Annotated in this window: 27 protein-coding genes and 1 tRNA gene; 13 read left to right on the top strand and 15 right to left on the bottom strand. The window is 52.6% G+C overall.

What is annotated here, in order from left to right; translation table 11 throughout:
• Window positions 1-77 precede the first annotated feature (77 nt).
• The 5 genes from mnmH to ppiB form a co-directional block, all read right to left on the bottom strand.
• Window positions 78-1,148, bottom strand: a complete 1,071-nt coding sequence (mnmH, locus tag ABGB15_RS16030) for a tRNA 2-selenouridine(34) synthase MnmH (RefSeq protein ID WP_215722771.1) — start codon at window positions 1,146-1,148, stop codon at window positions 78-80.
• 95 nt (window positions 1,149-1,243) lie between these two features.
• Complete coding sequence (gene purK, locus ABGB15_RS16025; protein ID WP_215722772.1) at window positions 1,244-2,311, bottom strand: 5-(carboxyamino)imidazole ribonucleotide synthase; 1,068 nt, start codon at window positions 2,309-2,311, stop codon at window positions 1,244-1,246.
• Window positions 2,308-2,817 (bottom strand): 5-(carboxyamino)imidazole ribonucleotide mutase, encoded by a 510-nt coding sequence (purE, locus tag ABGB15_RS16020; protein WP_215722773.1) that lies wholly within the window; start codon window positions 2,815-2,817, stop codon window positions 2,308-2,310. The genes purK and purE overlap by 4 nt, the downstream gene beginning before the upstream one ends.
• Before the next feature lie 119 nt (window positions 2,818-2,936).
• On the bottom strand, window positions 2,937-3,659 hold the full coding sequence (gene lpxH, locus ABGB15_RS16015) for a UDP-2,3-diacylglucosamine diphosphatase (RefSeq protein ID WP_215722774.1): 723 nt from the start codon (window positions 3,657-3,659) through the stop codon (window positions 2,937-2,939).
• Window positions 3,660-3,662: 3 nt separating this feature from the next.
• Window positions 3,663-4,157 carry a peptidylprolyl isomerase B gene (gene ppiB, locus ABGB15_RS16010; protein ID WP_028017583.1) on the bottom strand — a complete coding sequence of 165 codons (495 nt, stop codon included), beginning with the start codon at window positions 4,155-4,157 and terminating at the stop codon, window positions 3,663-3,665.
• Between the two features lie 174 nt (window positions 4,158-4,331).
• Between ppiB and cysS the strand changes: the two genes are divergently transcribed.
• Window positions 4,332-5,717, top strand: coding sequence for a cysteine--tRNA ligase (gene cysS / locus ABGB15_RS16005; RefSeq protein ID WP_152083724.1), 1,386 nt, complete (start codon window positions 4,332-4,334; stop codon window positions 5,715-5,717).
• Window positions 5,718-5,802: 85 nt separating this feature from the next.
• Here cysS and ABGB15_RS16000 read toward each other — a convergent pair whose 3' ends face one another.
• The 5 genes from ABGB15_RS16000 to folD form a co-directional block, all read right to left on the bottom strand.
• Complete coding sequence (locus ABGB15_RS16000; protein ID WP_215722775.1) at window positions 5,803-6,324, bottom strand: metal-dependent hydrolase; 522 nt, start codon at window positions 6,322-6,324, stop codon at window positions 5,803-5,805.
• Window positions 6,325-6,396: 72 nt separating this feature from the next.
• On the bottom strand, window positions 6,397-7,413 hold the full coding sequence (gene malI, locus ABGB15_RS15995) for a Mal regulon transcriptional regulator MalI (RefSeq protein ID WP_215722776.1): 1,017 nt from the start codon (window positions 7,411-7,413) through the stop codon (window positions 6,397-6,399).
• Window positions 7,414-7,497: 84 nt separating this feature from the next.
• Window positions 7,498-8,997: a PTS transporter subunit EIIC gene (locus tag ABGB15_RS15990; RefSeq protein ID WP_152083727.1), complete on the bottom strand. Its 1,500-nt coding sequence runs from the start codon at window positions 8,995-8,997 to the stop codon at window positions 7,498-7,500.
• Between the two features lie 270 nt (window positions 8,998-9,267).
• Entirely contained in the window at window positions 9,268-9,480 is a 213-nt protein-coding gene (gene ybcJ, locus ABGB15_RS15985) for a ribosome-associated protein YbcJ (RefSeq protein ID WP_152083728.1), read from the bottom strand.
• 1 nt (window position 9,481) lies between these two features.
• The gene (gene folD, locus ABGB15_RS15980) at window positions 9,482-10,348 is read right to left on the bottom strand and encodes a bifunctional methylenetetrahydrofolate dehydrogenase/methenyltetrahydrofolate cyclohydrolase FolD (protein WP_215722777.1); all 867 of its coding nucleotides are present in this window, start codon (window positions 10,346-10,348) and stop codon (window positions 9,482-9,484) included.
• A 309-nt stretch (window positions 10,349-10,657) separates the two neighbouring features.
• On the opposite strand from folD, the gene fimA reads away from it, so the two are divergent.
• The 6 genes from fimA (at window position 10,658) to sfmF (ending at window position 16,679) form a co-directional block, all read left to right on the top strand.
• Window positions 10,658-11,221: a type 1 fimbrial major subunit FimA gene (fimA, locus tag ABGB15_RS15975; protein WP_152083730.1), complete on the top strand. Its 564-nt coding sequence runs from the start codon at window positions 10,658-10,660 to the stop codon at window positions 11,219-11,221.
• 69 nt (window positions 11,222-11,290) lie between these two features.
• Entirely contained in the window at window positions 11,291-11,833 is a 543-nt protein-coding gene (fimI, locus tag ABGB15_RS15970; protein WP_152083731.1) for a type 1 fimbrial protein subunit FimI, read from the top strand.
• Between the two features lie 34 nt (window positions 11,834-11,867).
• Window positions 11,868-12,560, top strand: a complete 693-nt coding sequence (fimC, locus tag ABGB15_RS15965; protein ID WP_152083732.1) for a type 1 fimbria chaperone FimC — start codon at window positions 11,868-11,870, stop codon at window positions 12,558-12,560.
• A gap of 14 nt (window positions 12,561-12,574) precedes the next feature.
• Window positions 12,575-15,139 carry a fimbrial biogenesis usher protein gene (locus ABGB15_RS15960; protein WP_215722778.1) on the top strand — a complete coding sequence of 855 codons (2,565 nt, stop codon included), beginning with the start codon at window positions 12,575-12,577 and terminating at the stop codon, window positions 15,137-15,139.
• Window positions 15,129-16,148: a type 1 fimbria D-mannose specific adhesin FimH gene (fimH, locus tag ABGB15_RS15955; protein ID WP_338070524.1), complete on the top strand. Its 1,020-nt coding sequence runs from the start codon at window positions 15,129-15,131 to the stop codon at window positions 16,146-16,148. Before ABGB15_RS15960 ends, fimH begins: the two co-directional genes overlap by 11 nt.
• Window positions 16,149-16,157: 9 nt before the next feature.
• Complete coding sequence (gene sfmF / locus ABGB15_RS15950; protein ID WP_215722780.1) at window positions 16,158-16,679, top strand: fimbria assembly protein; 522 nt, start codon at window positions 16,158-16,160, stop codon at window positions 16,677-16,679.
• 51 nt (window positions 16,680-16,730) lie between these two features.
• Here sfmF and fimZ read toward each other — a convergent pair whose 3' ends face one another.
• The 3 genes from fimZ to ABGB15_RS15935 all read right to left on the bottom strand — a co-directional run bounded on the left by fimZ (window position 16,731) and on the right by ABGB15_RS15935 (window position 19,613).
• On the bottom strand, window positions 16,731-17,363 hold the full coding sequence (gene fimZ, locus ABGB15_RS15945; RefSeq protein WP_152083736.1) for a fimbria biosynthesis transcriptional regulator FimZ: 633 nt from the start codon (window positions 17,361-17,363) through the stop codon (window positions 16,731-16,733).
• Window positions 17,364-18,173: 810 nt separating this feature from the next.
• The gene (locus ABGB15_RS15940) at window positions 18,174-18,890 is read right to left on the bottom strand and encodes a DNA-binding response regulator (protein WP_215722781.1); all 717 of its coding nucleotides are present in this window, start codon (window positions 18,888-18,890) and stop codon (window positions 18,174-18,176) included.
• A gap of 24 nt (window positions 18,891-18,914) precedes the next feature.
• Window positions 18,915-19,613: an EAL domain-containing protein gene (locus ABGB15_RS15935; RefSeq protein ID WP_232623262.1), complete on the bottom strand. Its 699-nt coding sequence runs from the start codon at window positions 19,611-19,613 to the stop codon at window positions 18,915-18,917.
• 277 nt (window positions 19,614-19,890) lie between these two features.
• On the opposite strand from ABGB15_RS15935, the gene ABGB15_RS15930 reads away from it, so the two are divergent.
• From ABGB15_RS15930 to ABGB15_RS15905, 6 genes are all read left to right on the top strand, one after another.
• Window positions 19,891-19,967: transfer RNA gene (locus tag ABGB15_RS15930), tRNA-Arg, on the top strand.
• 164 nt (window positions 19,968-20,131) lie between these two features.
• Complete coding sequence (locus ABGB15_RS15925) at window positions 20,132-21,325, top strand: tyrosine-type recombinase/integrase (protein ID WP_369064245.1); 1,194 nt, start codon at window positions 20,132-20,134, stop codon at window positions 21,323-21,325.
• Between the two features lie 232 nt (window positions 21,326-21,557).
• Entirely contained in the window at window positions 21,558-22,511 is a 954-nt protein-coding gene (locus tag ABGB15_RS15920) for a DUF6387 family protein (protein ID WP_369064244.1), read from the top strand.
• 137 nt (window positions 22,512-22,648) lie between these two features.
• The gene (locus ABGB15_RS15915; protein WP_369064243.1) at window positions 22,649-22,846 is read left to right on the top strand and encodes a helix-turn-helix transcriptional regulator; all 198 of its coding nucleotides are present in this window, start codon (window positions 22,649-22,651) and stop codon (window positions 22,844-22,846) included.
• Between the two features lie 104 nt (window positions 22,847-22,950).
• Window positions 22,951-23,550 carry a Rha family transcriptional regulator gene (locus tag ABGB15_RS15910; RefSeq protein WP_369064242.1) on the top strand — a complete coding sequence of 200 codons (600 nt, stop codon included), beginning with the start codon at window positions 22,951-22,953 and terminating at the stop codon, window positions 23,548-23,550.
• Window positions 23,550-23,723, top strand: a complete 174-nt coding sequence (locus tag ABGB15_RS15905; protein WP_369064241.1) for a hypothetical protein — start codon at window positions 23,550-23,552, stop codon at window positions 23,721-23,723. The genes ABGB15_RS15910 and ABGB15_RS15905 overlap by 1 nt, the downstream gene beginning before the upstream one ends.
• Before the next feature lie 38 nt (window positions 23,724-23,761).
• Here the strand turns inward: ABGB15_RS15905 and ABGB15_RS15900 are convergent, their stop codons facing one another.
• Together ABGB15_RS15900 and ABGB15_RS15895 are read right to left on the bottom strand one after the other, a co-directional pair.
• A complete protein-coding gene (locus tag ABGB15_RS15900; RefSeq protein ID WP_369064240.1) occupies window positions 23,762-24,181 on the bottom strand; it encodes a hypothetical protein in 420 nt (139 codons plus the stop codon).
• Between the two features lies 1 nt (window position 24,182).
• The gene (locus ABGB15_RS15895; RefSeq protein ID WP_369064239.1) at window positions 24,183-25,043 is read right to left on the bottom strand and encodes an ORF6N domain-containing protein; all 861 of its coding nucleotides are present in this window, start codon (window positions 25,041-25,043) and stop codon (window positions 24,183-24,185) included.
• Window positions 25,044-25,055 lie beyond the last annotated feature (12 nt).

The raw sequence follows: 25,055 nt of genomic DNA, 5'->3' as shown, positions 1-25,055 counted from the left end.
CCCCGGTGGCGCTGCGCTTACCGGGGCTACAAAAGTTCGCGTAGGCCGGGTAAGGCGTAGCCGCCACCCGGCTTTTTTCAGCGATTAAGCCACTCAGCTATCTCTTCAAACGTCCCGCGACAGACAATCTTCTCCGCTTTCTTTTCCAGCTGATAGCTGTACATCGGGTCGTAGTAATCGTTCAGCAGCGGCGCAAGCCAGCTAAAGTGTGCTTCGGTATTGCCGGAGCGTTGCTGTTCCAACAGCGCGGCATCTAACAGCGCGGTGAATTCCGCAAAGCGCTGCAGCCCCAGTCGGCGGCGAATGGCGTAAAGCCCGTGATGCAGGTACTCGCTGTACTCCTTCCAGCCCGCCTCTTCGCCGTATGCGGCAGAAAAATCCGCCCACATATGGTCGAAATACTCCTCGCGCAGGCGCTCAAGACGAATGTCAAACGGATCGTCCACCACCACGATTGGTGCTTCCCCCATGCGGTCACGCAAACACTCCGGCAGGTGGTTGGAGCCAATCATCCGGCCTTCATCTTCCAGCACCCAGCGCGTGGCCTCTTTTTTCAACAGCTCAACCGCAAGGTGGTTTTCAAAACTCGCCTGGGAAAGCTGGGGCGTGAGCGTCCGGCCAAATGACGAGCCGCGATGGTGCGCCAGACCTTCCAGATCGACACCCTGCGCGTGTTGTTTGACCAGCAGCGTTTTACCGCTCCCGGTACAGCCGCCGATCAGCACCATCGGTTTTTGCACCTGTTCGATGGTGACCTGAATCGCGGTCTGGCGCAGGGCTTTATAGCCACCGGCAATCAGCGGGTAATCGACTCCTGCCTCTTTCAGCCAGGACTGAGTGATGTGCGAGCGCTGACCGCCGCGCGCGCAGCAGAGATAGCCGCCGGGGTGCGTAAGGCAGGCTTCACGCCAGGCGTTGATGCGATCGTCACGGGTTATGCCCTTCACCAGGCTGTGGCCGAGTGCCAGAGCCGCCTCAGGCCCCTGACGCTTATAACAGGTGCCAACGGCGGCGCGCTCGTCATCGTTCATCAAGGGCAGGTTGAGTGCCGCAGGCATCGCGCCCTGGGCAAATTCGATCGGCGCGCGAACGTCGATTAAAGGGGTATCGGACGCGAGGAGCGCGCGATAGTCCGTTCCATCGTTCATGGTTATTCCAGAAATCAAAACAGCAATGGAAGGGGATTTTACGCGCGTGAGGAGTGGCCGGGGAAGGGGAAGATCAACTCCCCGGCACTTATCGCTTATTTGAGCTTAGATTGCGCCCAGACAATGCCGCTCGCATATTCTGGCGGCAGCAGAGTAGTGATGGCTTCAAGCGTCGCGCTCAGGCGGTCCGTGTCACTGTCATTCAGGTTCAGGTGACCGACTTTACGACCCGGACGCACCTCTTTGTCGTACCAGTGCAAATGTACCAGCGGCAGCTTCAGCCAGTCGTAATTCAGATCGGTCCCGATCAGGTTGATCATCACCGACGGGCTGTTCACCACCGGCTGCGGCAGCGGCAGGTTGGTAATGGCGCGCAGGTGCAGCTCAAACTGACTGATGGACGCGCCGTTTTGCGTCCAGTGGCCGCTGTTGTGGACGCGCGGTGCCAGCTCGTTGATCAGCAGACCGGATGGAGTGACGAAGCACTCCATCGCCATCACGCCCACGTAGCCCAGCTCGTGCATAATGGCTGAGAGCATCTCTTCCGCCTGCGCCTGTTGGTCGGCATTCGCGTGCGGAAACGCCACGCTGGTACGCAGAATGCCGTCCTGATGCAGGTTGTGGGTCAGCGGATAAAAGACCGTGCTGCCATCGTGCGCACGTGCGCCAACCAGCGACACTTCGCCGCTAAAGTTAATGCCCTGTTCAACGATGCACTCGCCGTAGCACTCGTCCGGCAGCTCGGCGGTTTCTGCTGCGCGCAGACGCCACTGTCCACGGCCGTCGTAACCACCCACGCGACGCTTCACGATCGCCAGTTCGCCCAGCATGGCGAACACATCGTTCCACTCGCTTTTATCAGACAATAACTGCCAGGGGGCGGTTGCGAGGCCGAGCTTGTCGAACAGCTGTTTTTGCGTCAGGCGGTCGGCAATGATCGGAAACACATCGCGGTTAACAAAGGCGTTATGGCGCGCCAGTTCGCGGGTGAGTGCGGTTTCCGGCCAACGTTCAATCTCGGCGGTAATCACGCTCTGGTGAAAGGGCACGGCTTCCGGTTCGGCATCCAGCCCGACGGGCCAGACGGCAATACCCAGCGGCTCACCGGCCTGACGCAGCATGCGGCCTAACTGACCGTTACCGAGGACGCAAACCTGCTTCATGCTGCACCCCGCGGGTCCGGGTTATCCAGCACCTCGTCGGTCTGGGCTTTACGCCAGTCCGCCAGACGCTGACGTAAGTCTTTATCATGCGTCGCGAGGATCTGCGCGGCGAGCAGGGCGGCGTTTGCGGCACCCGCTTTACCTATTGCCAGCGTACCGACCGGAATGCCGCGCGGCATCTGAACGATGGAGTAGAGGCTATCGACACCGCTTAACGCGGCGCTCTGCACCGGTACGCCGAGTACCGGCACCAGCGTTTTGGCGGCAATCATGCCTGGCAGATGTGCTGCACCGCCCGCACCGGCAATGATCACCTCGTAGCCGTTCTCTTCGGCGCTTTCGGCGAAGCTGAACAGTTTGTCCGGGGTACGGTGTGCGGAGACAACTTCGACGTGGTGCGGAACATTCAGGATTTCGAAGATTTCGGCGGCGAACTGCATGGTAGCCCAGTCGCTTTTGGACCCCATCACGATGGCGACACGCGCCGGATTATTGCGGGAAGACATGCGTCTTAAAACTCCTGTGGTGCGAAACACACTGCTTTCGAGGGCACAGAGAATAGCATGTAATAACGGCAAGGAAAACGGTTGCGTGGCTGAGAAACGGGCGAAAAAATGAGAATCCGTTAAAACGGGAAGGCGATCAGTTCTACACCTTCCTGCGTCACTTTTACCATTGATCCTTCGCTGTGCCAGGCCCCTAAAACCACGCGATGGGCCGGTTCGCCGTTGGCGATAAGAGAATGTACATCAGGGCGATGGGTATGGCCGTGAATAAGCCACTGGACGCGATGCTTTTCCATCACGTTCACCACCGCCTGCGGGTTTACGTCCATGATGGTCATCGATTTGCTGCTGTTAGCGGCTTTACTGCCTGCACGCATTCTGGCGGCGATACGGTTACGGATAAACAGCGGCAGGGCGAGGAACAATTTTTGTATCCACGGCGTGTGGACTTTGGCGCGAAACGCCAGGTAGCCCGTATCGTCAGTGCATAGCGTGTCACCATGCATGATCAGCACTTTGCGGCCATACAGGTCGAGCATTTGCTCTTCTGGCAGCAGCGTCATGCCGCTTTCGCGGGCGTAGCGCTTACCGAGCAGGAAATCGCGGTTACCGTGGATGAAATAGCAGGGGACACCGGAATCGACCAGCGCCTTAATCGCAGTAGCGATTTCGCGGTGCAGCGGGTTGGGATCGTCGTCGCCAATCCAGGCTTCGAACAGGTCGCCCAGAATATAAAGGGCATCGGCGCTTTTCGCTTCACCGCGTAAAAAACGCAGAAAACCGGCGGTGATCGCCGGTTCTTCTGTCTGCAGATGCAAGTCTGCAATAAAGAGTGTCGCCACGAATTACTCGCTGACGGTCACGCTTGTAATCACAACGTCTTCTTTAGGAACGTCCTGGTGCATACCGCTGCGGCCAGTAGAAACGGCTTTGATCTTGTCAACCACGTCCATACCTTCAACCACTTCTGCGAATACGCAGTAGCCCCAACCCTGCAGGCTTTCGCCGGAGAAGTTCAGGAAGTCGTTGTCCGCCACGTTGATGAAGAACTGCGCGGTTGCGGAGTGTGGGGCCTGAGTACGTGCCATCGCCAGCGTACCACGGGTGTTTTTCAGACCGTTGTTCGCTTCGTTTTTGATCGCTTCTTTGGTCTCTTTCTGGTGCATACCAGGTTCGAAACCGCCGCCCTGGATCATAAAGCCGTTGATCACACGGTGGAAAATTGTGTTGTTGTAGAAACCTTCGCGGCAGTAGTCCAGGAAGTTTTTAACTGTTTCAGGCGCTTTGTCATCAAAGGTTTTGATTACGATATCGCCATGATTAGTGTGGAAAGTAACCATTTTTGCATCCTGTTCCGTTATTGTGGTGCGTCGACCCCTGTTCGGGTCACATATAGGGGCTTGTTATAGCATAACCGCAGGATGCGATCACCTTGCATTGTGTGCTGCTTCGGGTTTGAATTACGGGTAGAATAGCCGGTTTTCGTCCACACACGTGTTTACATGGAATCTTCGATGTTAAAAATCTTTAATACAATGACGCGCCAGAAAGAGGAATTTAAACCTATCCATGCCGGGGAAGTCGGCATGTACGTGTGTGGTATTACGGTTTACGATCTCTGTCATATCGGCCATGGTCGTACCTTCGTTGCCTTCGACGTCGTTTCACGCTACCTGCGTTTCCTGGGGTATAGCCTGAAATACGTCCGCAACATCACCGATATCGACGACAAAATCATTAAACGCGCTAATGAAAATGGCGAAAGTTTTGTCGCGCTGGTGGATCGTATGATCGCGGAAATGCACAAGGATTTTGACGCCTTAAATATTTTGCGCCCGGACAGCGAGCCGCGCGCGACCCACCATATCCACGAAATTATTGAGATCACGGAAAAGCTGATCGCACGCGGCCACGCTTATGTCGCCGATAATGGCGATGTGATGTTCTCTGTGCCAACCGATCCAACTTACGGCCAGCTTTCCCGCCAGGATCTGGATCAGCTACAGGCTGGCGCGCGCGTGGACGTGGTTGACGTGAAGCGTAACCCGATGGACTTCGTGCTGTGGAAGATGTCCAAAGAGGGCGAACCAAGCTGGCCATCCCCGTGGGGTGAAGGCCGTCCTGGCTGGCACATTGAGTGCTCAGCGATGAACTGCAAGCAACTGGGCAAACACTTCGACATTCACGGCGGCGGTTCGGATCTGATGTTCCCGCACCACGAAAACGAAATCGCTCAGTCAACCTGTGCGCACGGCGGCGAATACGTGAACTACTGGATGCACTCCGGCATGGTGATGGTTGACCGCGAGAAGATGTCCAAATCTCTTGGCAACTTCTTCACCGTGCGTGACGTGCTGAAGTATTACGATGCGGAAACCGTGCGTTACTTCCTGATGTCTGGCCACTATCGCAGCCAGCTGAACTACAGCGAAGAGAACCTGAAGCAGGCGCGTTCGGCATTGGAGCGTCTGTACACCGCCCTGCGCGGCACCGACAAGTCTGTTCCTGCGGCGGGTGGCGAGGCGTTTGAAGCACGCTTTGTAGAGGTGATGAACGACGACTTCAACACGCCGGAAGCGTACTCCGTGCTGTTCGATATGGCGCGTGAAGTGAACCGCCTGAAATCAGAGGACATGGCAGCGGCGAACGCGCTGGCCTCTCACCTGCGTAAGCTCTCTTCCGTGCTCGGCCTGCTGGAGCAGGAGCCAGACGTATTCCTGCAGAGTGGTGCGCAGGCGGACGACGGTGAAGTGGCGGAGATTGAAGCGTTGATCAAGGCGCGTCTGGAAGCGCGTCAGGCGAAAGACTGGGCGGCAGCGGATGCTGCACGTAATCGTCTGACCGAGATGGGTATCATTCTGGAAGATGGCCCGCAGGGAACGACCTGGCGTCGTAAGTAAGTCCGTAATGCCCGGTGGCGCTTACGCTTACCGGGCCTACAGGTGAAAGTAGGCCGGGTAAGGCGCAGCCGCCACTCGGCTTTTTTTACCTTCTCTTCCACCATAATACTCCCATCAATACCGCCCCCGGCAGCCACACCCACAGCAGTTCCGAGATAATGACCTGATGCCCGTACGGCGTGGTATAGCGCGACAGCGCAAACGGCGCGACCTTGATGACCTGCCACGGCGCAAAGAACCGTTCGTCTGACCACGGCCACAGCCAGCCGACGCCTTTTCCGCCGGTGGTAATGGAATCCAGCAAACTGTGCGACAGCAACGACACGGTTAAAAACAGCCAGCAGCGCGTCAGGCTTGCCCTGAACCATCGTCGGCCAATCAGCACGCAGAGCACCGGCACCACAAAGGCAAACAGCAGCGAATGGGTAAAACCGCGGTGGCCGAAAATATTGCCGTAGGCGACGCCGAACTTAAACGCCAGCACGTCGGCGTCGGGCAGCATGGCGAGGACAATACCGGCAAACAACAGGCGGGGAGGGATCGTTTTACGTCCCAGACCTAAGCCCAGGCACAGCGGAACAGCAGCGTGAGTGATAACGGTAGGCATTGTAATTATCCATGGCAAATCATGGAAATATAGCAGCGAAAACGCGCTTACAGACCTGGGCTAAATTCTGATTTACGCCGACTCTCGCGCGATAAGCTGCCCGGAAAGCGTGATACGCTGCGTTTGCAGGTCCGGTTCTTTCAGTTTGCGGATCATCAGGCCTGCGGCCTGACGCCCCGTCTCTTCGCTGGCAGAGGAGACGTAGGTGAACGACGGTGAAGTGAGGTTGACGTGCAGCATATCTTCAAAGCCGACGAGTGCGACCTGCTGGGTTAAGAACACATCTTTCCCCACGGTACGCCCCACCTGGTGAATGCCGGATATCGAGCCGATCATCGCATCCGGTGAATGACACAGCAGGGCGGTGATGGTGTTGTTCTTCTCTAGTAGCTGGCGAGTGACCATCGCCGCTGCCTGCGTGTCATCGCTACAGGCAGGAGAGTATTCTTCACGCCAGACCAGCCCGTTTTGCGTCATCGCGCTGCGAAAACCGAGCAGGCGCTGCTCGCGGATAAGGCAGTCCTCGCGCCCGCCAATGTAGGCGATAGTGCGGTGTCCACGCTCGATAAGATAGCGCGCGGCAAGGTTTGCCGCCTGGCGGTTATCGCGCATCACCAGATTGCATTTTTCATCCAGCAGAGACTGCGAGACCACCACCAGCGGCAGCGGACACTGGCGGATTTGCTCCGGCAGGGCAGACGTGCAGGTATCGGAGGCGAGATAAATCACGCCTGCAACACCCTGCTGTTTGAACGACAGTAGACAACGTTCCAGATGCTCACGATCGTTCAGCGGCTGGCCGAGGAAAACCATATAGCCCTGCTTCTCCAGCTCCTGAACGATGCTCGCCATCACCTTGATGGAAAAGCTGTCGCTGAAGTCACGCAGGATCAGACCGATCAGGTTAGAGGTGTTGGCGCGAAGGTTGGCAGCGGCGACGTTATGAACATAGCCAAGCGTCGTGATGGCAGCGTTGACCTTCCCGATCGTCGCCTCTGAGATTTTCCCTTTCTGGCGTAGCACCAGCGAGACGGTAGAGACCGAAACGCCCGCGTGCTTTGCGACATCAATAATGCTGACTTTCTTCAAAACCGCTCCCTGAAATTTACCGATTATCAGCCAGATATGACAGCGTCTCCCAGCGTACAGGAGACGTGTCGTTCAGGCATCTTATTATTTGCCGATCATGGTGGACATGGTCTGGGCGATAAACTGTGCTCTGGCACCGAAAATCACCTGAATACCGGTGTCGCCGACGAACACCACGCCGCGCGCGCCGAGTCCGTTCAGGCCGTCTTTATCCACCGCATCGCTCTTCGCCACTTCCAGGCGCAGACGAGTGATGCAGGAGCCCACAGAATCGATATTCTGCGCGCCGCCCAGCAGGCTGATGATTTCGGTGGCGAGTTCGGAGTCTGATTTATCGTTCGCACTGGCGGTCACTTCGGTACGGCCCGGCGTTTTCACGTCGAAGCGACGGATCACAAAGCGGAAGGTGAAGTAGTAAATCAGGCCCATCGGAATGCCGATGATAATGGCGTTCAGGAAATTGGTCTGGTAGCCGTTAAACGATGGCAAAATCCCGAAAGACAGATAGTCGATAAAGCCTGCCGAGAAGGACTTGGCAATATGTGCATGCATGAGATACATGGTCATATACGCCAGGCCCGCCATGATGGCGTTAAAGATATACAGAATCGGTGCCACGAAGATGAAGGTGAACTCTACCGGCTCGGTGATCCCCGTCAGGAAGCAGGTGAGGGCGGCAGAGAACAAAATACCGGCTGCGATTTTCTTATTCTTCGTGTGCGCTTCGTGATACATCGCCAGACACGCCGCAGGCAGCGCGAACAGCATCAGCGGGAATTCACCCTGCATGAACTTACCGGCGTTCTGGTAGGTGTCGCTGCTGAAGGATTTCACCCCTTCTTCCAGCATCTTGAACCAGATGGTCTGGTCGCCGTGGATCACCTGGCCTGCCTGGGTGGTGTAATCCCCGAACGAATACCAGAAAGACGGATACCAGATATGGTGCAGGCCGAGTGGGATCAGCGCGCGTTCCACCAGACCGAAAATAAAGGTCGAGGCTGCCTGGTTATCGCCGTTCACCACCACGGAAAGAGCATCAATGCCGGACTGGATATGCTGCCAGACATACGGCAGCAGCAGGCCGAGCAGGAACGACAGAAACGCGGTCGCAATCGCCACAAAACGCTTGCCGGAGAAGAAGCCGAGGAACTCCGGCAACTGCATAGTGTGGAAGCGGTTGTAGCACCAGGCCGCGAGAATACCGCAGATCAGGCCGCCAAAAACGCCCATCTGCAGTGTCGGGATGCCGACCACCATGGCGTATTTCCCGCCCTGAGAGGCCATTTCCGGCGTGATGCTCAGCACGGTGCTGATGGTGATGTTAGTGACAAACACCGAGACTGCCGCAGAAAGCGCCGCAATGCCCGATTCTGACGCCAGGCCGACAGCAGAGCCGATGGCGAACAGCATTGGCAGGTTATCAAAGATAACGCCGCCTGCGTTCATCATTAACGGCAGGTGGAACTTATCGCCGAAGGCCAGCAGCAGGCCCGCAGCGGGAAGCAGTGAAATTGGCAGCATCAAGGCGCGACCAATCATCGATAACTTAGACAGCGATTTAACAAACCCTGATATCAGACTCATGCTGATTTCCCCCGAGCGAGAAGCGCTTTTTTGGCGCTGTTATTGTAAGTAGAACGTTTTAGTAGAACGTTCTACTTATCGTGGGGAAAGCATGAAATTCGCGCAACTTAATTTTCACATTTCACCAGAGGGAATAGTGATTCTTTGAAGTTGATCGATAATTAACCGTGATGGGGGTGGGGGGATTTGAGAAGAATTGCCGGGTGGCGCTGCGCTTACCCGACCTACAAAACCCGTAGGCCCGGTAAGCGCAACCGGGCAACAAACGACTCAGGCCGTAACCGTAACGCTCTGCCCTTCAAAGCTCACGGTCTGGCCCGCGACAATCTTGCAGCGCTTGCGGGTTTCCACCACGCCGTCGACCGTCACCAGTCCGTCGGCGATAACAATTTTCGCCTGCGCACCGCTTTCGCTCCAGCCTTCCAGCTTCAGCAGATCGCACAGCTCAACGTGCGGGTGTTTACCTAATGAAAATGTGGACATCTTATGCTTCCTCCGGGTCGTGGTACTCAACGCACGCCTGATAGGTGTTCTGAATCAATGTAGCGACGGTCATCGGGCCTACGCCGCCCGGTACCGGAGTGATATACGACGCTCGCGCGGCGGCATCGTCAAACACGACATCGCCAACAACCTTGCCGTTTTCCAGTCGGTTAATACCGACATCCACGACAATCGCGCCCTCTTTAATCCACTCGCCCGGAATAAAGCCAGGCTTACCGACTGCCACGATCAGCAGGTCGGCGTTCTCAACATGATGACGCAGGTTTTTCGTAAAGCGGTGGGTCACGGTGGTGGTGCAGCCCGCCAGCAGCAGCTCCATGCTCATCGGGCGGCCGACGATGTTGGAGGCTCCAATCACCACCGCATTCAGGCCGTAGGTGTCGATGTTATAGCGCTCCAGCAGCGTCACGATGCCGCGTGGTGTGCACGGGCGCAGACGCGGCGCGCGCTGGCACAGGCGGCCCACGTTGTACGGGTGGAAACCGTCGACGTCTTTATCTGGTGCGATACGCTCCAGCACCTTCACGTTGTCGATGCCCGCTGGCAGCGGCAACTGAACCAGAATACCGTCGATCTCGTTATCGGCATTCAGAGTGTCAATAAGTTCCAGCAGTTCCGCTTCACTGGTGGTTTCTGGCAAATCGTAAGAGCGGGAGACGAATCCTACCTCTTCACACGCTTTGCGTTTGCTGCCGACATAAATCTGTGATGCCGGGTTGCTGCCAACCAGCACAACAGCTAACCCTGGAGCGCGAAATCCAGCCGCAGTACGCGCTTTCACTTTTTCCGCGATCTCAGAGCGCACCTGCTGCGCAATCGTTTTACCGTCAATAATCTTTGCTGCCATCAGAGAGAGGATTCCGTCTGTAACGTTTAAAAGGGGGGATGCCCTGTATTTTGTCAGAAGCGAGCGCCGCTGTCAGTCACCCTTTGCGAGAATTCCACAGCAGGCCGCAAAAACCTTTCTTAAGGCATGGTCAATTTCCTAGCCGGAATTAGGATGTCGCCTGGTGAAATGGCAGTGTTTTGACATATTTAAAAAACACATCCTGCGCTACTTTGTCTCCTCCGAAATAAGCCTTCAATTACTTAATTGAACATATTTCTTATTCCCGAACGTCGCGGGAAGGGTTATTTATATTTTAAAGGAATAGACATGAAACTCAGCAACATTGCTTCTACTGTTATTGCTACACTGGCCCTGGTCGCGGGTGCCGCTCACGCAGAAGATACCACCACTCCGGTTTCCGTAAATGGCGGTACTGTGCATTTTAAAGGTGAATTAGTGAATGCCGCATGTTCAGTCAATACTGATTCTTCTGAACAGACGGTTAAACTCGGTCAATACCGTACTGCGAAATTCACCAAAGTGGGTGACACGACTTCAAATATTCCATTCACCATCGAACTGAACGATTGCGATCCGCTGGTGGCGAAAACTGCCGCAGTTGCCTTTACCGGTCAGATCGACGCGACCGATAAAACCCTGCTGGCCGTTACCTCCGGTAGCAACGATAACACCGCGAAAGGCGTGGGTATCGAGATCCTCGACAGCAAATCCACCACTCTGACCCCAGATGGTGCGACCTTCTCTGCGGCGCAGAACCTGATTGAAGGGACCAACACCCTGAACTTCACCGCGCGCTACAAAGCCACGGCGGCTACCACCGAGCCAGGCCAGGCGAACGCGGACGCTACCTTCGTAATGAAATACGAATAATTTTTCTGCACAGGGACGTTTATGGCCTCAGGGAAGAGGTCTTTTAAACGAAAACGCCGGGAACGAAGGATGACAAGGATTGGGATAGCGCTGTTAGCCCTTGCGATTGCTCACCAGACCCTCGCGCATACCGTGGTAATTGATGGCGGGAAAGTTCACCTCAGAGGTGAGCTGGTCAACGGTGGCTGCGCCGTGGCACCTGACAGCCAGAATATGCGTATTGATATGGGGCAGTACCGCACAAATGCATTTTCCGGTGTGGGGAGCTTTTCAACGGTGAATGTGCCTTTCACCGTTCGGCTGCTTGACTGCAGCGTGGACGTCTCGCGCACCGTGGGGATTCAGTTCCAGGGGGTAACGCCTGCCGAAGATCCGCAGGTCTTTCTGGCGACATCGCGGCCAGGCGAAACGCCTGTCAGCAGCGGCGTTGGGCTGGCTCTTTTTGACGAACAACAACGCCAGATTATTCCAAATGCGACGGCGGTCAGCTGGTTGCCCATTAATTCCAGCGAGCTGGCGTTTCATTTCAGCGCCCGTTATCGGGCTATTTCCGAACAGCTCGTGCCAGGCAATATTCAGTCAGATGTCTGGTTTACGTTGATTTATCCCTGACGCCTGCGAACACATTATTAAAGGTACGGTTGTGATGAACACCCTAATTAAACCTGGACTGATCTTTTCACTTATTTTGATGATGGTGTCTGTTTCCGCGAACGCCTCCGGGGGGATTGCCCTGGGCGCGACGCGCGTTATTTATCCGGCGGATGCCAAACAGACGTCGCTGGCGATCACCAACAGCAATAAACAAGAGCGCTATTTAATCAACGCGTGGATTGAAAATGCCAGCGGCCAGAAAGAAAAAACCTTTGCCGTGACGCCGCCGCTGTTTGTCAGCGAGCCGGACAGCGAAAACACGTTGCGCATTATTTACGCAGGCCCGCCGCTGCCAGCCGACCGCGAATCGCTTTTCTACATGAACGTGAAGGCAATCCCGTCGGTAAGTAAATCACACCAGGACGGCAACAATGTCCTGCAACTGGCAATCTTATCGCGCATCAAACTGTTTGTTCGCCCGACGAACCTTGCTATGCCGCCGGAAGAGGCGCTTTCTCAGCTGCGCTTTGAGCGGGTCGGGAATCATCTCAAGGTGAGCAATGCCTCGCCGTATTACGTCACCCTGGTCAACCTGACGCTCGGTGGCAAGACGCTAAACAACCTGATGGTCGCCCCGAAAAACTCGGCGCAGCAGGTATTGCCTGCCGCAGCAGGGGGCACGCTCTCCTGGCAGAGCGTGAACGATTACGGTGCCATCACACCGGCGCGTAGTGTCAACCTGTGAGCAGAGTCAGGGCGATGAACACTCAGCAATGGCGTTACTGCCCGGTTGCACTGGCACTGATGGCAACGCTCTGGCCGCAAACCGGCTGGAGCGAAAGTTACTTCAACCCCGCCTTCTTATCTGATGACACCGCTAACGTGGCGGATTTGTCACGTTTCGAACAAGGGCACCAGCAGGCACCCGGTATCTATCGCGTGGATATCTGGCGTAACGATGAATTTATCGGCACGCAGGATGTGCGCTTTGAACAAGCCGACGACACGCCGCCAGTCGCGGGCGGATTGTCGCCGTGCATCACACGCGCGCTGCTCGATCGCTTTGGCGTCAATATTGCGGCGTTTCCTGAGCTGGCTAACGTGCAGGGGGACACCTGTGTCCCGCTGAAAACGGCCATTCCCGGAAGCGAAACGGTATTCAACTTTGCCTCGCTGCGCCTCAACGTCAGTCTGCCGCAGGTGGCGATGCAGAACAGTGCCCGCGGCTATATTCCCCCTGAGCAGTGGGATGAAGGCATCCCCGCCGCGCTGCTGAATTACAGCTTTACCGGCAACCGGGGGAGCGACGACGACAGTTATTACCTGAACCTGCAAAGTGGGCTGAACTACGGTGCCTGGCGTCTGCGTAATAACGGCGCGTGGCGTTACTCGCAAAATAACGGTCAGCGGCACAGCGAGTGGCAGAACATTGGCACCTGGGCACAGCGCACCGTTATCCCGCTTAAAAGCGAGCTGGTTCTTGGTGACAGTAATACCGGTAACGATGTGTTCGACAGCGTTGGTTTTCGCGGCGGGCGGCTCTACTCCTCCGACAGTATGTACCCGGACAGCATGCAGGGCTACGCGCCCACCGTGCGCGGTATCGCCCGCACGCCTGCCAAAGTGGTGATCCGCCAGAACGGCTATGTCATTTACCAGAGCTATGTGCAGCCGGGTGCGTTTGCGATTACCGATCTGAACCCGACCTCCTCAAGCGGTGACCTGGAGGTGACGGTCGAAGAGAAGGACGGTAGCCAGCAACGCTACACCGTACCGTATTCCACCGTGCCGTTACTGCAACGTGAAGGGCGCTGGAAATACGATCTGGTGGCGGGGGACTACCGAAGCGGCAACAGCGAGCAGGATACGCCGTTCTTTACGCAGGGCACGCTGATTGCCGGTCTTGCGGAGGGGTATACGTTGTATGGGGGTACGCAACTGGCATCGCGCTATACCGCGATTGCCATCGGTGCCGGGAAAAACCTCGGAGACTGGGGCGCGGTGTCGCTCGATCTCACCCATGCCCGCAGCCAGCTTGCGGATGACAGCCGCCATGAAGGGCAATCGCTGCGTTTCCTCTACGCAAAATCACTGAACGGCTTTGGCACTAACTTCCAGCTGCTGGGCTATCGCTACTCCACCAAAGGGTTTTATACCCTCGACGATGTGGCCTGGCGTTCGATGGAAGGCTATCAGTATGGCGATGATCAGGATGATGACGGTGTGCCGGATGTGCAGAGCTATCACAACCTGACGTGGAATAAAAAAGGGCGTTTCCAGCTCAATATCTCCCAGTCGCTGGGGGATTACGGCTCTGTATATGTATCGGGTAGCCAGCAAAGTTACTGGGGAACCAGTGAATCAAACGTCTGGTATCAGTTGGGTTATGCCGGCGGTGTGCAGGGGATCAGCTACTCCGTCTCCTGGTCGTGGAACAAGTCTGTCGGAATCGACGGGACGGATCGCATCGCGTCGTTTAACGTCTCCGTGCCGTTTAGCCTGTTTACCCGCCACGGTTATCGCCGCGATAGTGCGATAGACAGGGCCTATGCCACGGCGTCAGCCAGCCGTAATAGCGACGGTGAAAGCAGCTGGCAGACTGGCGTCAGCGGCACGTTACTGCAGGATCGCAACCTGAGTTACAGCGTGACCCAGGGGCACACCAGCAATAACGGCTCAAGCGGAAGCGCCAGTGCTAACTGGCAGGCAACTTACGGCACGCTGGGCGTAGGTTACAACTACACGCGTGACCAGCACGATCTCAACTGGCAGCTCTCCGGCGGTGTGGTCGGCCATGCTGACGGTGTGACTTTCAGCCAGCCGCTGGGGGACACCAACGTGCTGATCAAAGCGCCTGGCGCAACGGGCGTCAGCGTCGAAAACCAGACCGGGGTGAAAACCGACTGGCGGGGCTATGCGGTGATGCCGTATGCCACGGTCTACCGCTATAACCGCGTGGCGCTGGACACCAACACCATGAGCAACAACACCGACATTGAAAATAATGTCTCAAGTGTGGTGCCAACCAAAGGTGCGCTGGTGCGTGCCAGCTTCGATACCCGCATTGGCGTGCGTGCCCTGCTGACCGTTAAGCGCAATAACCAGCCGGTGCCGTTTGGGGCGGTGGTGCGTGAAACCCAAAGCGGTGTCACCAGCATGGTGGGGGATGACGGGCAGATCTATTTAAGCGGGTTGCCACTTTCAGGCCAGCTGTTAATTCAATGGGGCAATGGTGCGAGCATGCAATGCCGCGCGTCTTACCGCCTCCCGGAAGAGAGCCTGCAACAGGCGATCACGCAACAGGAGATCCACTGTGATCGATAAACGACTTAATCGCCGGATTCTGCTGGCGTTATTGCTGGTCAGCCTCCCGGCAACACAGGCCCTGGCGACCGTTTGCGTCAATGAAAATGGGGTGGCGACCGATATTTTTTACGATCTGACCGACACCTTTAACAGTTCAAATAACCAGGTGGGACAGATTGTTACGCTGAGCCAAAAATCGCAGTGGGTGGGGGTCAACGCGGTCTGCCCAAAAGGGACATCCGGCACGACCACCAAACGTAGCTATGTGACTGATTTTCCGATCACAACCACGATCGATAACTACAAGTATCTCAGGCTGAATGACTACCTTGACGGCGCGATGAAGATAACCGATAGCGCCGCAGGGGTGTTTTATCCTCCGCAAAATTATATCCAGATGGGTAGCCACCCTAACGTGGCAAAAAATCAACCCTTCCCGGTAAAAGACTCTAATCTGGTCTTTCGTCTGAAGGTGACACGACGGTTTATCAATATGGTCGAGATCCCGCGGGAGACGATGTTCCGGGTTTACGTTACCACGACATCATCCGACCCGCTTAGCACGCCGGTCTACACCATCAGCTACAGCGGAACAATCCAGGTGCCGCAAAGCTGCGTCATTAACGCCGGTAATATCGTGGAATTTGATTTCGGTGACATCGGTGCCTCTTTGTTCAGCAAAGCCGGCGCGGGCAACAAGCCGGAGGGCGTGTCAGCGCAAAGCAAAACCATCGCCATTAAATGCACCAACGTGGAGGCGAATGCCTACCTGACGATGCGTGTGGAAGCGGAAAAAGTTTCCGGCAGTGCGCTGGTGTCGGATAACCCGGACGTGGGTTTTGTCATTGCCAATGAAAGTGGTACGCCGCTGACGCCTAACAACCTGACCAGCAAGATCCCGTTCCGCCTGGACGACAGTGCGCAGGCGCAAGTGGGAATACGCGCGTGGCCTGTCAGCGTGACAGGCAACAAGCCTGCTGAAGGGCGATTCACCTCCCGCGGCTATCTGCGCGTGGATTACGATTAAGGAGGAGTGATGCACTACGGGATCAGGCTGGTCGCGGTAGCTCTCCTGGCGCTTCATACTCAGGTCCAGGCGACGACGGCATTGGGGGAAATTAACATTCAGCTTTACGGCAACATCGTGGATTTTACCTGCGTGGCGGAGGGCAGCGACAGTGATAAGACCGTCTCGCTGGGCACCTGGCCGACGAAGCAGCTCAACACCACGGGCAGCCGCACTCAGGCGGTTCCTTTTACGCTGAAGCTGACGGGGTGTCCGCCGGGGGCGGCCTCTATTACATTCTCCGGTAAAGCCGACGGGAGTGATAGCAGCCTCCTGGCGCTGAATGATGCCAGTGCGGCCAGCAACGTAGCGGTGGAGATCCGCGATCGGGATAAAACGCGCCTGGCGTTGCAGCAGGCCAGTCAGGAGGTGGCGGTTGACGCGGAGGGGAATGCCGAATTGTCGTTTTATGCTAATTATATTGCCACAGCCGATAATCCGCAGCCTGGCCGGGCGGATGCCGATGCGACGTTTATGATTAATTATAATTAAGCCTGACCGCACTCCCTGCAACTCACGTAAGTTGCAGGGAGTGATTTCAGGTTATAGCAATTCGTGTGCTTTGGCGTAATCAATTAATTCAACAATGCTCTGCACACCCAGCTTGGAATAGATATTGGATTTATGGGCACTGATGGTCTTGTTGCTTAATAATAACTGTTCTGCAATCTCCTTATTGGATAATCCGTTCGCGAGGTAACGCAGCACCGTTACCTCACGATTTGATAAGGGCATATCCACAGCGGCTCCCGTCCGGGAACCCAGATGATTTATAAAGCTCAATGTTTCTGAGGGGAAAAAAGAATAGCCCGTCAGAATCATTTCAACCGCGTTATAAATCTCGCTCAGATCTTTTCGCTTGCTGACAAAGCCATTTGCCCCGGCGCGTATGGCGCGCCCGGCATAAAATAATTCAGATTTCGAAGACAGGAAAAGAACCTTTATCTCTTTGTTTAAGTTCCTGATTCTTTTAAGCAATGAGAATCCATCGGTGCCTGTCATTTCGATGTCGAGGATCACCAAATCGATGGTGTGGTTACGAATGCAGTCAAGCACTTCGTGACTATCACCAGACTTGAGTTTGACAACGATATTTTTATTTTTCTGTAGCAGGACTTCTATCGACATTCTGACGATAGGGTGTTCGTCCATAATGATAACGGATGCCGGTTTCATTTTTTATGCCTCAGATTGTTAAAAGCGTTATGCTGAGTTTTGTAAAACTCTCGTAAAGCCGGAAGGATAATTGTGCAGATCCTTATACGGTGGTATTTCCCTGGAAAGAGCGAAAGCATCCTTGTTAACGTAGTGATGGAATCAATGCCACTGCGCGGTTATGTCATTTTGCTGTCGATGGCAAAAGGAATTTTCTTATTCGTATTTGAAACACGGCTTATTATACCGTTTAAGTTTTATCCGAAAAGCCTGTAAATTAATAACTGTATATTTCCGAATATTATATTCTGGATCTTAAGAGCTATTATTTTAAATTTAGCGGAATTGTCCTGTTATTTCATTTACTGCAATCATTCATCTTTATGTAATAACAAAAAATAAAAGATATCACTATATGTTGATCAATTGTTAACAAAAAGGGGCGGGAAACGCACCTGCCACGTTCGTGTTTATTGGTCATCATGCAACCACATTGGGCGCGATATCGTCATCTGAAGCCTTTGTTCTCCTCCTGGAAAATTCTCTCATTACACAGCAGGATCTGCTGTGTTTCACGCTTTACGCTCCCCGTCAATTCAGATAAATCGCTTGTTTTTACATCATTATCTTACTCTTTACGGAAAGAGTTAAACCTTAACGCATGGGCGAAATCGCTGTTTTTACTGTTTTTGTCAGCATTTCACGTTGTTGAAGTGGATAAATTAGGAATAGTTTTAAATTCGATAGTTTTGTTAAAAATAAACATTAAATTAACATTTATGGTAAGTAATTTCCTAAAGGTCTTTAGGAATTAAGGGGTTAGTGGGCGCGTTAAAATGTGAAGTCTGAGAGGTTATTGAGAAGATGGAGCAGTTCCTGGCGGTGGTTCAGCCCAAGTTTCGTCAAAATGCAGCTGAGACGATAAATGATGCGGTTGTAGGGACGGTTATGCAAAAGCGCGATATGCCGTAACGAGTAGCCGCGCGACAGCGCTTGCAAAATGGGCCACTCCTCACGTGAAAACCACTCTTTACTCACGCCTGGGTGAGGCCGGGTCTCCAGCAGGCTTTGCTGCATTGCCGGTGCCGGAAGCTGACGCTCCAGAACATGGAAAGGCCCCGCTGCTTTGCAAAAAAGCCGTGCGTCGTAATCATCCGCCCTGATTAACAGGTGAGGCATGAGAAAGGGAGGATAGAGGCTTTGCCTTCTCAATCGATCCAGCAGATCGATTAATGTTGACGTGCGGCTGTCGATATCCACGACAAGCCGTGCTGACGGCCAGTGGCTTAGTGCGGCGAGCGCCGTTTCCAGCGTAGGGTAGTCGCAGCAGTTATTGAGGGGAAACTGGCCGTTGAGAAACCCTGTGCGCAGGAAATTATCCTGGGTGACCAGAATAATGAACGGGGCATCGGTTTTACGAGTCTGGTTGACCGACTGGCTCAAAAATTCGAGTCGATCGAAAAAGGGGGGAACAAAAGGGGAGTGCGTAAATCCCAGTGAATCACTTCCTGTCCGACGCCGCCTGTAACGGCGTACTGTCATTCGCATAGCTTCCCTCTCGGCGATGACCGTCTATTCCTCCGGCCATGTCCAGGATGGCCAGTAATATCCCTGACCGAATCCCGCGCCTGCCTGCAGAGCACATGCTTGATCCCTGTCTGTTTCAATACCTTCGATAAGCACGTTCGCCGCGATTTGCGAGCACAGCGTGACCAGTTGCGAAAGCGCAGGACTGGTTCGTAAACGCCAGAACGCAAACTTATCGATTTTTACCCCACACAGCGGCAAGCGAAAGGATAAAAACGCGTGCACTAACGCTTCATCAACATCATCCAGCCAGATACGGTGTCCCTGTAGGGTCAACTGCTGTAAGCGCAGAACGACACATTCACGCTGTCTGGCAGACAGCGAAAAAAATAATCCCGGCTCGACAATCTCAATATTTAGCGGCGGACTTTTCAGCTGGTACAGACGCTTAAAAGTTTCCGGCACGGTTAATACGGTTATCGGCAGATTGATGAAAAGATTGTTACAGGGGACGTCGTTTTTTAGCATGGCGAGCTGAGTCTCAAGCAGCATAACCGCCTGCATCGTCGATTGATGGCGAAAAAAGCATTCGCTTTGCTGATGTGGAGACAGCACGCTGAGCACTTCAGCCCCCACGGTGCGGGAAGAGGAGAGGGCGACGACAGGCTCAAGTTTGATGCCGGTGATGTCCTGTGAGATATGTTGCAAGCGAGAGGGGGAATACGTCAGGTTGTGCGCTGTCACTCCGTTGTCCTGTTCTCTGCCAGCCTCCGGGCGGCCGGGATACCGCGTAACAGTGTGACGGGGCAGTGAGCAAGATAATAGCGGGCGTTACTTAAAAGCGGCTAAGGTTTTTCTCAGTGATAAAATGCGCAGAGAACACGCACAAATGTTGAAAAAACAGCCGTATTTACAACTGGCTAACCGTTATCAGAAGAGAAGGCGGAAAAGGCATTGACTCACCTGTCATTGACCGTATAATTCCTCGCGTTTCACCACCGCGAAGTTCACTCTTCTCCGTGCGCCCTTAGCTCAGTTGGATAGAGCAACGGCCTTCTAAGCCGTAGGTCGTAGGTTCGAATCCTACAGGGCGTGCCATCTTCACTTCTACCGACCTCTCTTAAAGTCTACAAAACCCAGTGTTTACAGGTATTGAAGCTAAATCTTATTATCCCAACGTCTAGTATCATCTATTGAAATCTACGCTCAGAAGGGGGTACATTCGGGGGTATGTTCAGGTTCAATGAAGTGAGATACCCCCAATGAAGTTAACGGCCCGCCAGATCAGCACTGCTAAGCCTCAGGACAAACCCTACAAACTGGCAGATGGCGGTGGCTTGTATCTGCTGGTCAACCCAAATGGCTCCAGGTACTGGCGTATGAAATACCGCTATGCAGGTAAAGAGAAACTACTTTCCATTGGTGTTTATCCCGACGTGTCACTTGCAGAAGCTCGTGACAAACGTAATGAGGCTAAACGCTTACTTGCGGCTGGTGAAGATCCGTCTGAGGTAAAACAGGCTGCCAAAGAGGCAAAAAGTCTCGCGGTTAATAACAGCTTTGAACTCCTGGCGCTTGAATGGCATGAACATAAGAAGCCGAACTGGTCTTCTGGTTACGCTGACGACATTCTCGAATATCTGCGAAAAGATATTTTCCCTTATATTGGTAGAAAAGCTATTACCGATATCAAACCAATGGACATGCTTTCTGTTCTGAAGAAGATGGAGGAACGCGGAGTCCTGGATAAGCTCAAGAAAACGAGACAGGCTTGCCGCCAGATATTCACTTATGCTGTCATCACCGGCAGGGCAGAGTACAATCCAGTCACTGATTTGGCAGGGGCTCTGAAATCTCCCAAACAGCAACACTTCCCTCATCTCTCATCAGCTCAGCTTGGCCCCTTCAGGCATGCTGTCGACGCTTATAGCGGCAGTAAAATCACTCGAATCGCAACATTACTTCTTATGTACCTCAGTGTCCGAACCATCGAGCTTCGTGCTGCTGAGTGGCATGAATTTGATTTCAGCAAAGATCTCTGGCTAATCCCAAAAGAGCGCATGAAGATGCGTCGGCCACACCTCGTTCCTATTCCCAAACAAGCCAAGGAACTGTTGCTCGAACTCAAAGAGATTACCGGCAGAGGGAAGTATGTTTTCCCTGGGCGTAATGACGCAGGGAAGCCGATGAGCGAAGCCAGCATTAACCAGGTGATTAAACGTATTGGGTATGCAGGTCAAGCCACTGGCCATGGCTTCAGGCACACCATGAGCACTGTGTTACATGAACAGGGATTCAATTCTGCCTGGATAGAGGCGCAGCTGGCACACTCCGACAGAAACACAATACGTGGTACCTATAATCACGCTCAGTACATTGATGGTCGGCGCGAGATGCTTCAGTGGTATGCGGACTATCTGGACGAGCTTGCCTATGAGAACCCTAAGAAAATTTGATGGGGCAAAAGCAATATCTTGATTGATTTTTTCGTGTTTACTTATTGATTTGTATTGGCTTTTATGAGTTGCAATGCTTTTAATTCCAGATTTGGTTGTGAGAAAATCTTTATTTTAACCTGTTTTTATATACAGTGGTGAGTGGACAGAAAATCCATAGTAGAAGATAATCATCTAAATTTGAATGCTCATCAGTAGCAAGAGTTATTATCAATATGCAAGGTTAAATGAAATGGCTAAAAAAGTGACCCCGAAAGAAATATCTGCTTGGATGAATCTTGATATTTATAATAGATTTCTTGATCTCACTATTGATGAAATAATAAATGAGTTAGAGCATAGAATCTTTTTTCTTTTAGATCTCTCTTCTAAAGAGAATCCAGATGATAATTTTAAAAAGTTTCAGGCTGAATTTTTAGAAGATATTAAAAGCGGGGCCATACTTTCATCTGATCTATCTGAACGACCGATATCTTCATCTTTTGATGATGATGTCGAGGATGAGGAAATTTCTGATCTTCTTTTCAGGATTCATGGTCGCACTATAATGTCAAAAGATCATGATCAGCAACCTCAGGAGGAAGAGCTCGCTAAAGGTGAAGCCTTATCGCCTTTCACACTTGCTGACCTTGTGTCGTATCATAGACATTTTCGACTAACTAAGCACATTGATGAAATTGATAATATACCTGTTGTAAACGCAGGCCGTATTTTTTCTAGTGTAAATGCTGTGGAAGATGGTAGTGAGTATTTTTATGATGAAATAGTTGTTAATGTTAATGTTAATTTGTCATCGTTTACTGATGATGAGTTATTATCAGAATTCAAAGAGATGTTAAAGCAATGGCGTAAACAACTTGGAATCGATGAGCCTGAGCAATATAAACAAAGAGTTGGTATTTCAACGATAAAGAAAATTTATTCATATAGAGTGTTCCAGTTTTTGGATCTAATGTTATGGGAGTCTGTTAATCAGAGAAAGATAAGTAATGAGCTTATTGCTAGGGTTTTATATCCCCTAGATGGGGATGAGGTTGTTGGAGGGCAGCAAATAAAAGACAGTGTTAGGCCATTTGTTGAAAAAATCGTCTTTGAATCAACATTACAGCAGCTTAAATTTTATACGATGAAAAACGATTACCTACGAACTATGAGACTTTCAGATGTGATGAAAATCGCCGAATAAACGCTTGGGTGAAACTTTTTGAGATTAGCCAACGGCTAGGCTCCAAAAGTTTTTTTTTCTCTATTTCTGTGCTGCTTGACTTTCGAACTAATGAGACTCTCCTGTTGTAGATGACTAAATGCAATGGGAGATAAACTATGTCAAAGTCTCTAGTAAGAATATCTGAAGTCATACGTCGAACCGGTTACAGCAAGGCTTGGATTTATCGCTTGATGATTCAGGGGAAATTCCCATCCTCCGTCAAAATTGGCTCTCGAGCCATCGCCTTCGTCGAAAGTGAAGTAGATGAATGGATCAACCAGCGCATCGAAGAATCACGCAAGGAGGTTGCCTGAATAAGAACCCCCTATGTGCATTTGTTGCGTGTCGTTGCATTAGCATCTGGTTAAGATCTGATTGTCGCGACAGCTACCAACTAATTAACGACAGGTAAATCATCATGACTAAATTGTATGCCCTCTCCGGGCAGGGATTAGTGCAACCTCAAATCGGCCAGCACGGAATTTCTTCGCCCACTATGGATAGTCTCGATATGGTCGGCTACATCAATGCCGAACGTCGGGAGAAAGCAGAAGCGGAGGGAATGCCATTCCCATGCAAAAAATATCGTAAGCTCCGTCATGCTGACTTTACGAAAAAAGTTCCAAAGGTTCTTGGCGAGGGGTATGCGAAAAATTTCGTACACCCCTTCGTAAACGAGCAAAACGGAGAAGAATACCCAGGATACAACTTCCCCAAACGCGAGGCCTGCCTGATGGCAATGAGTTATAGCTACGATCTGCAGGCCAAGGTTTACGACTACATGGAAGAATTAGATCGCCAGGCTCATGGATATCTCAATTACTCAGTCCAAGAACTACAGGCAATGGTGGCTGGAGCTCGTAAGGTATCAGATGAAGACTCAAGTGACGCTGGCCGCCGTTTGCGTAAACGTCAGGACGATCTGGTACTGCTCGAGAAAGCGGAATCGCTGGTAGAAAGCCTCAGTCAGTTGAAGCTCGATTTTATCGGTAGCGATCGTGATAAGGAGATTCATTAATGTTTGATGAGCAAAAACTTAATCCTGTTAATGAGCTTGAGAGAATCAGGGCGCTTGCAGTCGCTGCCGGCTATTTATCCACTACCGGGAAAGAAGCAACCCTGCTGTATGAGCTTGTAGATTTAGTAGGGGAAATCGCCCGCAAGGCACTCGAGCATGAAGGCGTATTATAGATTTCGTTACTATGGGTGGCTTACGCCACCCCATATTTTCATCCGTCCACCTTCATGTCTGCCAATGTTTCAACATCCCAACCACCACAGGTGTTAACCATTTCACCCAGCCTTGAGAAACAGGCATTCATCCAGCGCAGCCCGCGAGGTGTTAGTGATGGCACTGTTCCCCAGTCAATGAAGTCTGAGTTTTTTCGGTCCATATAGCCAATAAGATTGAGCATGTTGATGTAATGCGCCCTGCGACGTTCTAAATTCCAACCCTTGTCTTCAAGATATGAGTCGATGAATCCCTGAAGCGATGGTTGGTTTAGTGAAATATCACCGTGTAGATGACGATACACAGGTCGACGATGTACGCTGACCAAATGGAACAGATAGGCATCAGACAGCCATGTAAGAGCTTGCTGGTGGGCCAGCTGAATTGAACTGACAGGATCGCAGATATCCCTTTTCATCTCACATACCCTCGGGTGTATAAATCGCTTTATCGTGACTGTATTCGCCGTTCCATGTCTTTTTCATCGGTAGTTCACCTTTCATATACAGCTGGTATAGGCGATGACAGCCTTTCTCCAGAAGCACAGGTGTAAACTTTGTGAAAGCATCCTTTCCGTGCGGGGTTATCTGCGTCTGGTCTTCGGTGAGATATTTGTCGCGTGCATATGAGGCGACACGCCAGCGAGGATCTTTCTCAGGATCACGTTGCTCGTTGAACACCCAGTCACGCTCGAATACCCACAACATCATTTTGTTGATATTGACGCCATTAAGAGCCTTACAGAATGCTGGGATCGTCATGCCTTTGATGAAGTGCTTCTCCAGGCTTTCAACCGTCGCGTTGAGTGTTTTGTTTTCCAACGCCACCGCCTCTGCCCGTTCTTCAGCCTCGATAACCATCATCGCCAGCTGTTTACGGCTGAGAGCCACCTGTGTTGACGGTACCGCGATGGCATCACGCTGAGTAAAGTAAAATTCCACCAGGTCTTCGTGATATCCCCACGCTTGGTCGGTTTCCAGCATCTTTGCGTGGTTAGCCGCGCCGCGTTCTGTCCAAAGTGTCAGGCTGCGAGCTTTGTTTGAAATTTGCACACCCCTAAAAGAGTTGCGCAAAATTTCGACTTCTTCTCCTGAGAGTTTGAAGTAATGCTTACCTTCAACGAAACGTGATTTATTGCGGTTGAAGTTGTTAGTGATCATCTGTTCAGTTGCACCATAACCCGCCGCCAGCTGCTCAGTGGTTACAACTCGCTGAGCGCGATACTCGATGATCTGCAAGTCGCGAGCCGCTACTGGTGCTAATTCAGTTTTCATTGCCATTTTCGTTTCTCC

Origin of the sequence: Enterobacter sp. MALB-1, from assembly GCF_041021625.1 — a bacterium.
Lineage (GTDB): Bacteria > Pseudomonadota > Gammaproteobacteria > Enterobacterales > Enterobacteriaceae > Enterobacter > Enterobacter oligotrophicus.
Note: the sequence above shows the minus strand (reverse complement) of the source record. Positions and strands in the feature narration are given on the sequence as shown.

Coding starts and splice junctions, on each gene's coding strand:
- mnmH (WP_215722771.1), bottom strand. CDS start 1,148: ATGAACGATGGAACGGACTATCGCGCGCTCCTCGCGTCCGATACCCCT.
- purK (WP_215722772.1), bottom strand. CDS start 2,311: ATGAAGCAGGTTTGCGTCCTCGGTAACGGTCAGTTAGGCCGCATGCTG.
- purE (WP_215722773.1), bottom strand. CDS start 2,817: ATGTCTTCCCGCAATAATCCGGCGCGTGTCGCCATCGTGATGGGGTCC.
- ppiB (WP_028017583.1), bottom strand. CDS start 4,157: ATGGTTACTTTCCACACTAATCATGGCGATATCGTAATCAAAACCTTT.
- cysS (WP_152083724.1), top strand. CDS start 4,332: ATGTTAAAAATCTTTAATACAATGACGCGCCAGAAAGAGGAATTTAAA.
- ABGB15_RS16000 (WP_215722775.1), bottom strand. CDS start 6,324: ATGCCTACCGTTATCACTCACGCTGCTGTTCCGCTGTGCCTGGGCTTA.
- ABGB15_RS15990 (WP_152083727.1), bottom strand. CDS start 8,997: ATGAGTCTGATATCAGGGTTTGTTAAATCGCTGTCTAAGTTATCGATG.
- ybcJ (WP_152083728.1), bottom strand. CDS start 9,480: ATGTCCACATTTTCATTAGGTAAACACCCGCACGTTGAGCTGTGCGAT.
- folD (WP_215722777.1), bottom strand. CDS start 10,348: ATGGCAGCAAAGATTATTGACGGTAAAACGATTGCGCAGCAGGTGCGC.
- fimA (WP_152083730.1), top strand. CDS start 10,658: ATGAAACTCAGCAACATTGCTTCTACTGTTATTGCTACACTGGCCCTG.
- fimI (WP_152083731.1), top strand. CDS start 11,291: ATGACAAGGATTGGGATAGCGCTGTTAGCCCTTGCGATTGCTCACCAG.
- fimC (WP_152083732.1), top strand. CDS start 11,868: ATGAACACCCTAATTAAACCTGGACTGATCTTTTCACTTATTTTGATG.
- ABGB15_RS15960 (WP_215722778.1), top strand. CDS start 12,575: ATGAACACTCAGCAATGGCGTTACTGCCCGGTTGCACTGGCACTGATG.
- sfmF (WP_215722780.1), top strand. CDS start 16,158: ATGCACTACGGGATCAGGCTGGTCGCGGTAGCTCTCCTGGCGCTTCAT.
- fimZ (WP_152083736.1), bottom strand. CDS start 17,363: ATGAAACCGGCATCCGTTATCATTATGGACGAACACCCTATCGTCAGA.
- ABGB15_RS15940 (WP_215722781.1), bottom strand. CDS start 18,890: ATGCGAATGACAGTACGCCGTTACAGGCGGCGTCGGACAGGAAGTGAT.
- ABGB15_RS15925 (WP_369064245.1), top strand. CDS start 20,132: ATGAAGTTAACGGCCCGCCAGATCAGCACTGCTAAGCCTCAGGACAAA.
- ABGB15_RS15920 (WP_369064244.1), top strand. CDS start 21,558: ATGGCTAAAAAAGTGACCCCGAAAGAAATATCTGCTTGGATGAATCTT.
- ABGB15_RS15915 (WP_369064243.1), top strand. CDS start 22,649: ATGTCAAAGTCTCTAGTAAGAATATCTGAAGTCATACGTCGAACCGGT.
- ABGB15_RS15910 (WP_369064242.1), top strand. CDS start 22,951: ATGACTAAATTGTATGCCCTCTCCGGGCAGGGATTAGTGCAACCTCAA.
- ABGB15_RS15905 (WP_369064241.1), top strand. CDS start 23,550: ATGTTTGATGAGCAAAAACTTAATCCTGTTAATGAGCTTGAGAGAATC.
- ABGB15_RS15900 (WP_369064240.1), bottom strand. CDS start 24,181: ATGAAAAGGGATATCTGCGATCCTGTCAGTTCAATTCAGCTGGCCCAC.
- ABGB15_RS15895 (WP_369064239.1), bottom strand. CDS start 25,043: ATGGCAATGAAAACTGAATTAGCACCAGTAGCGGCTCGCGACTTGCAG.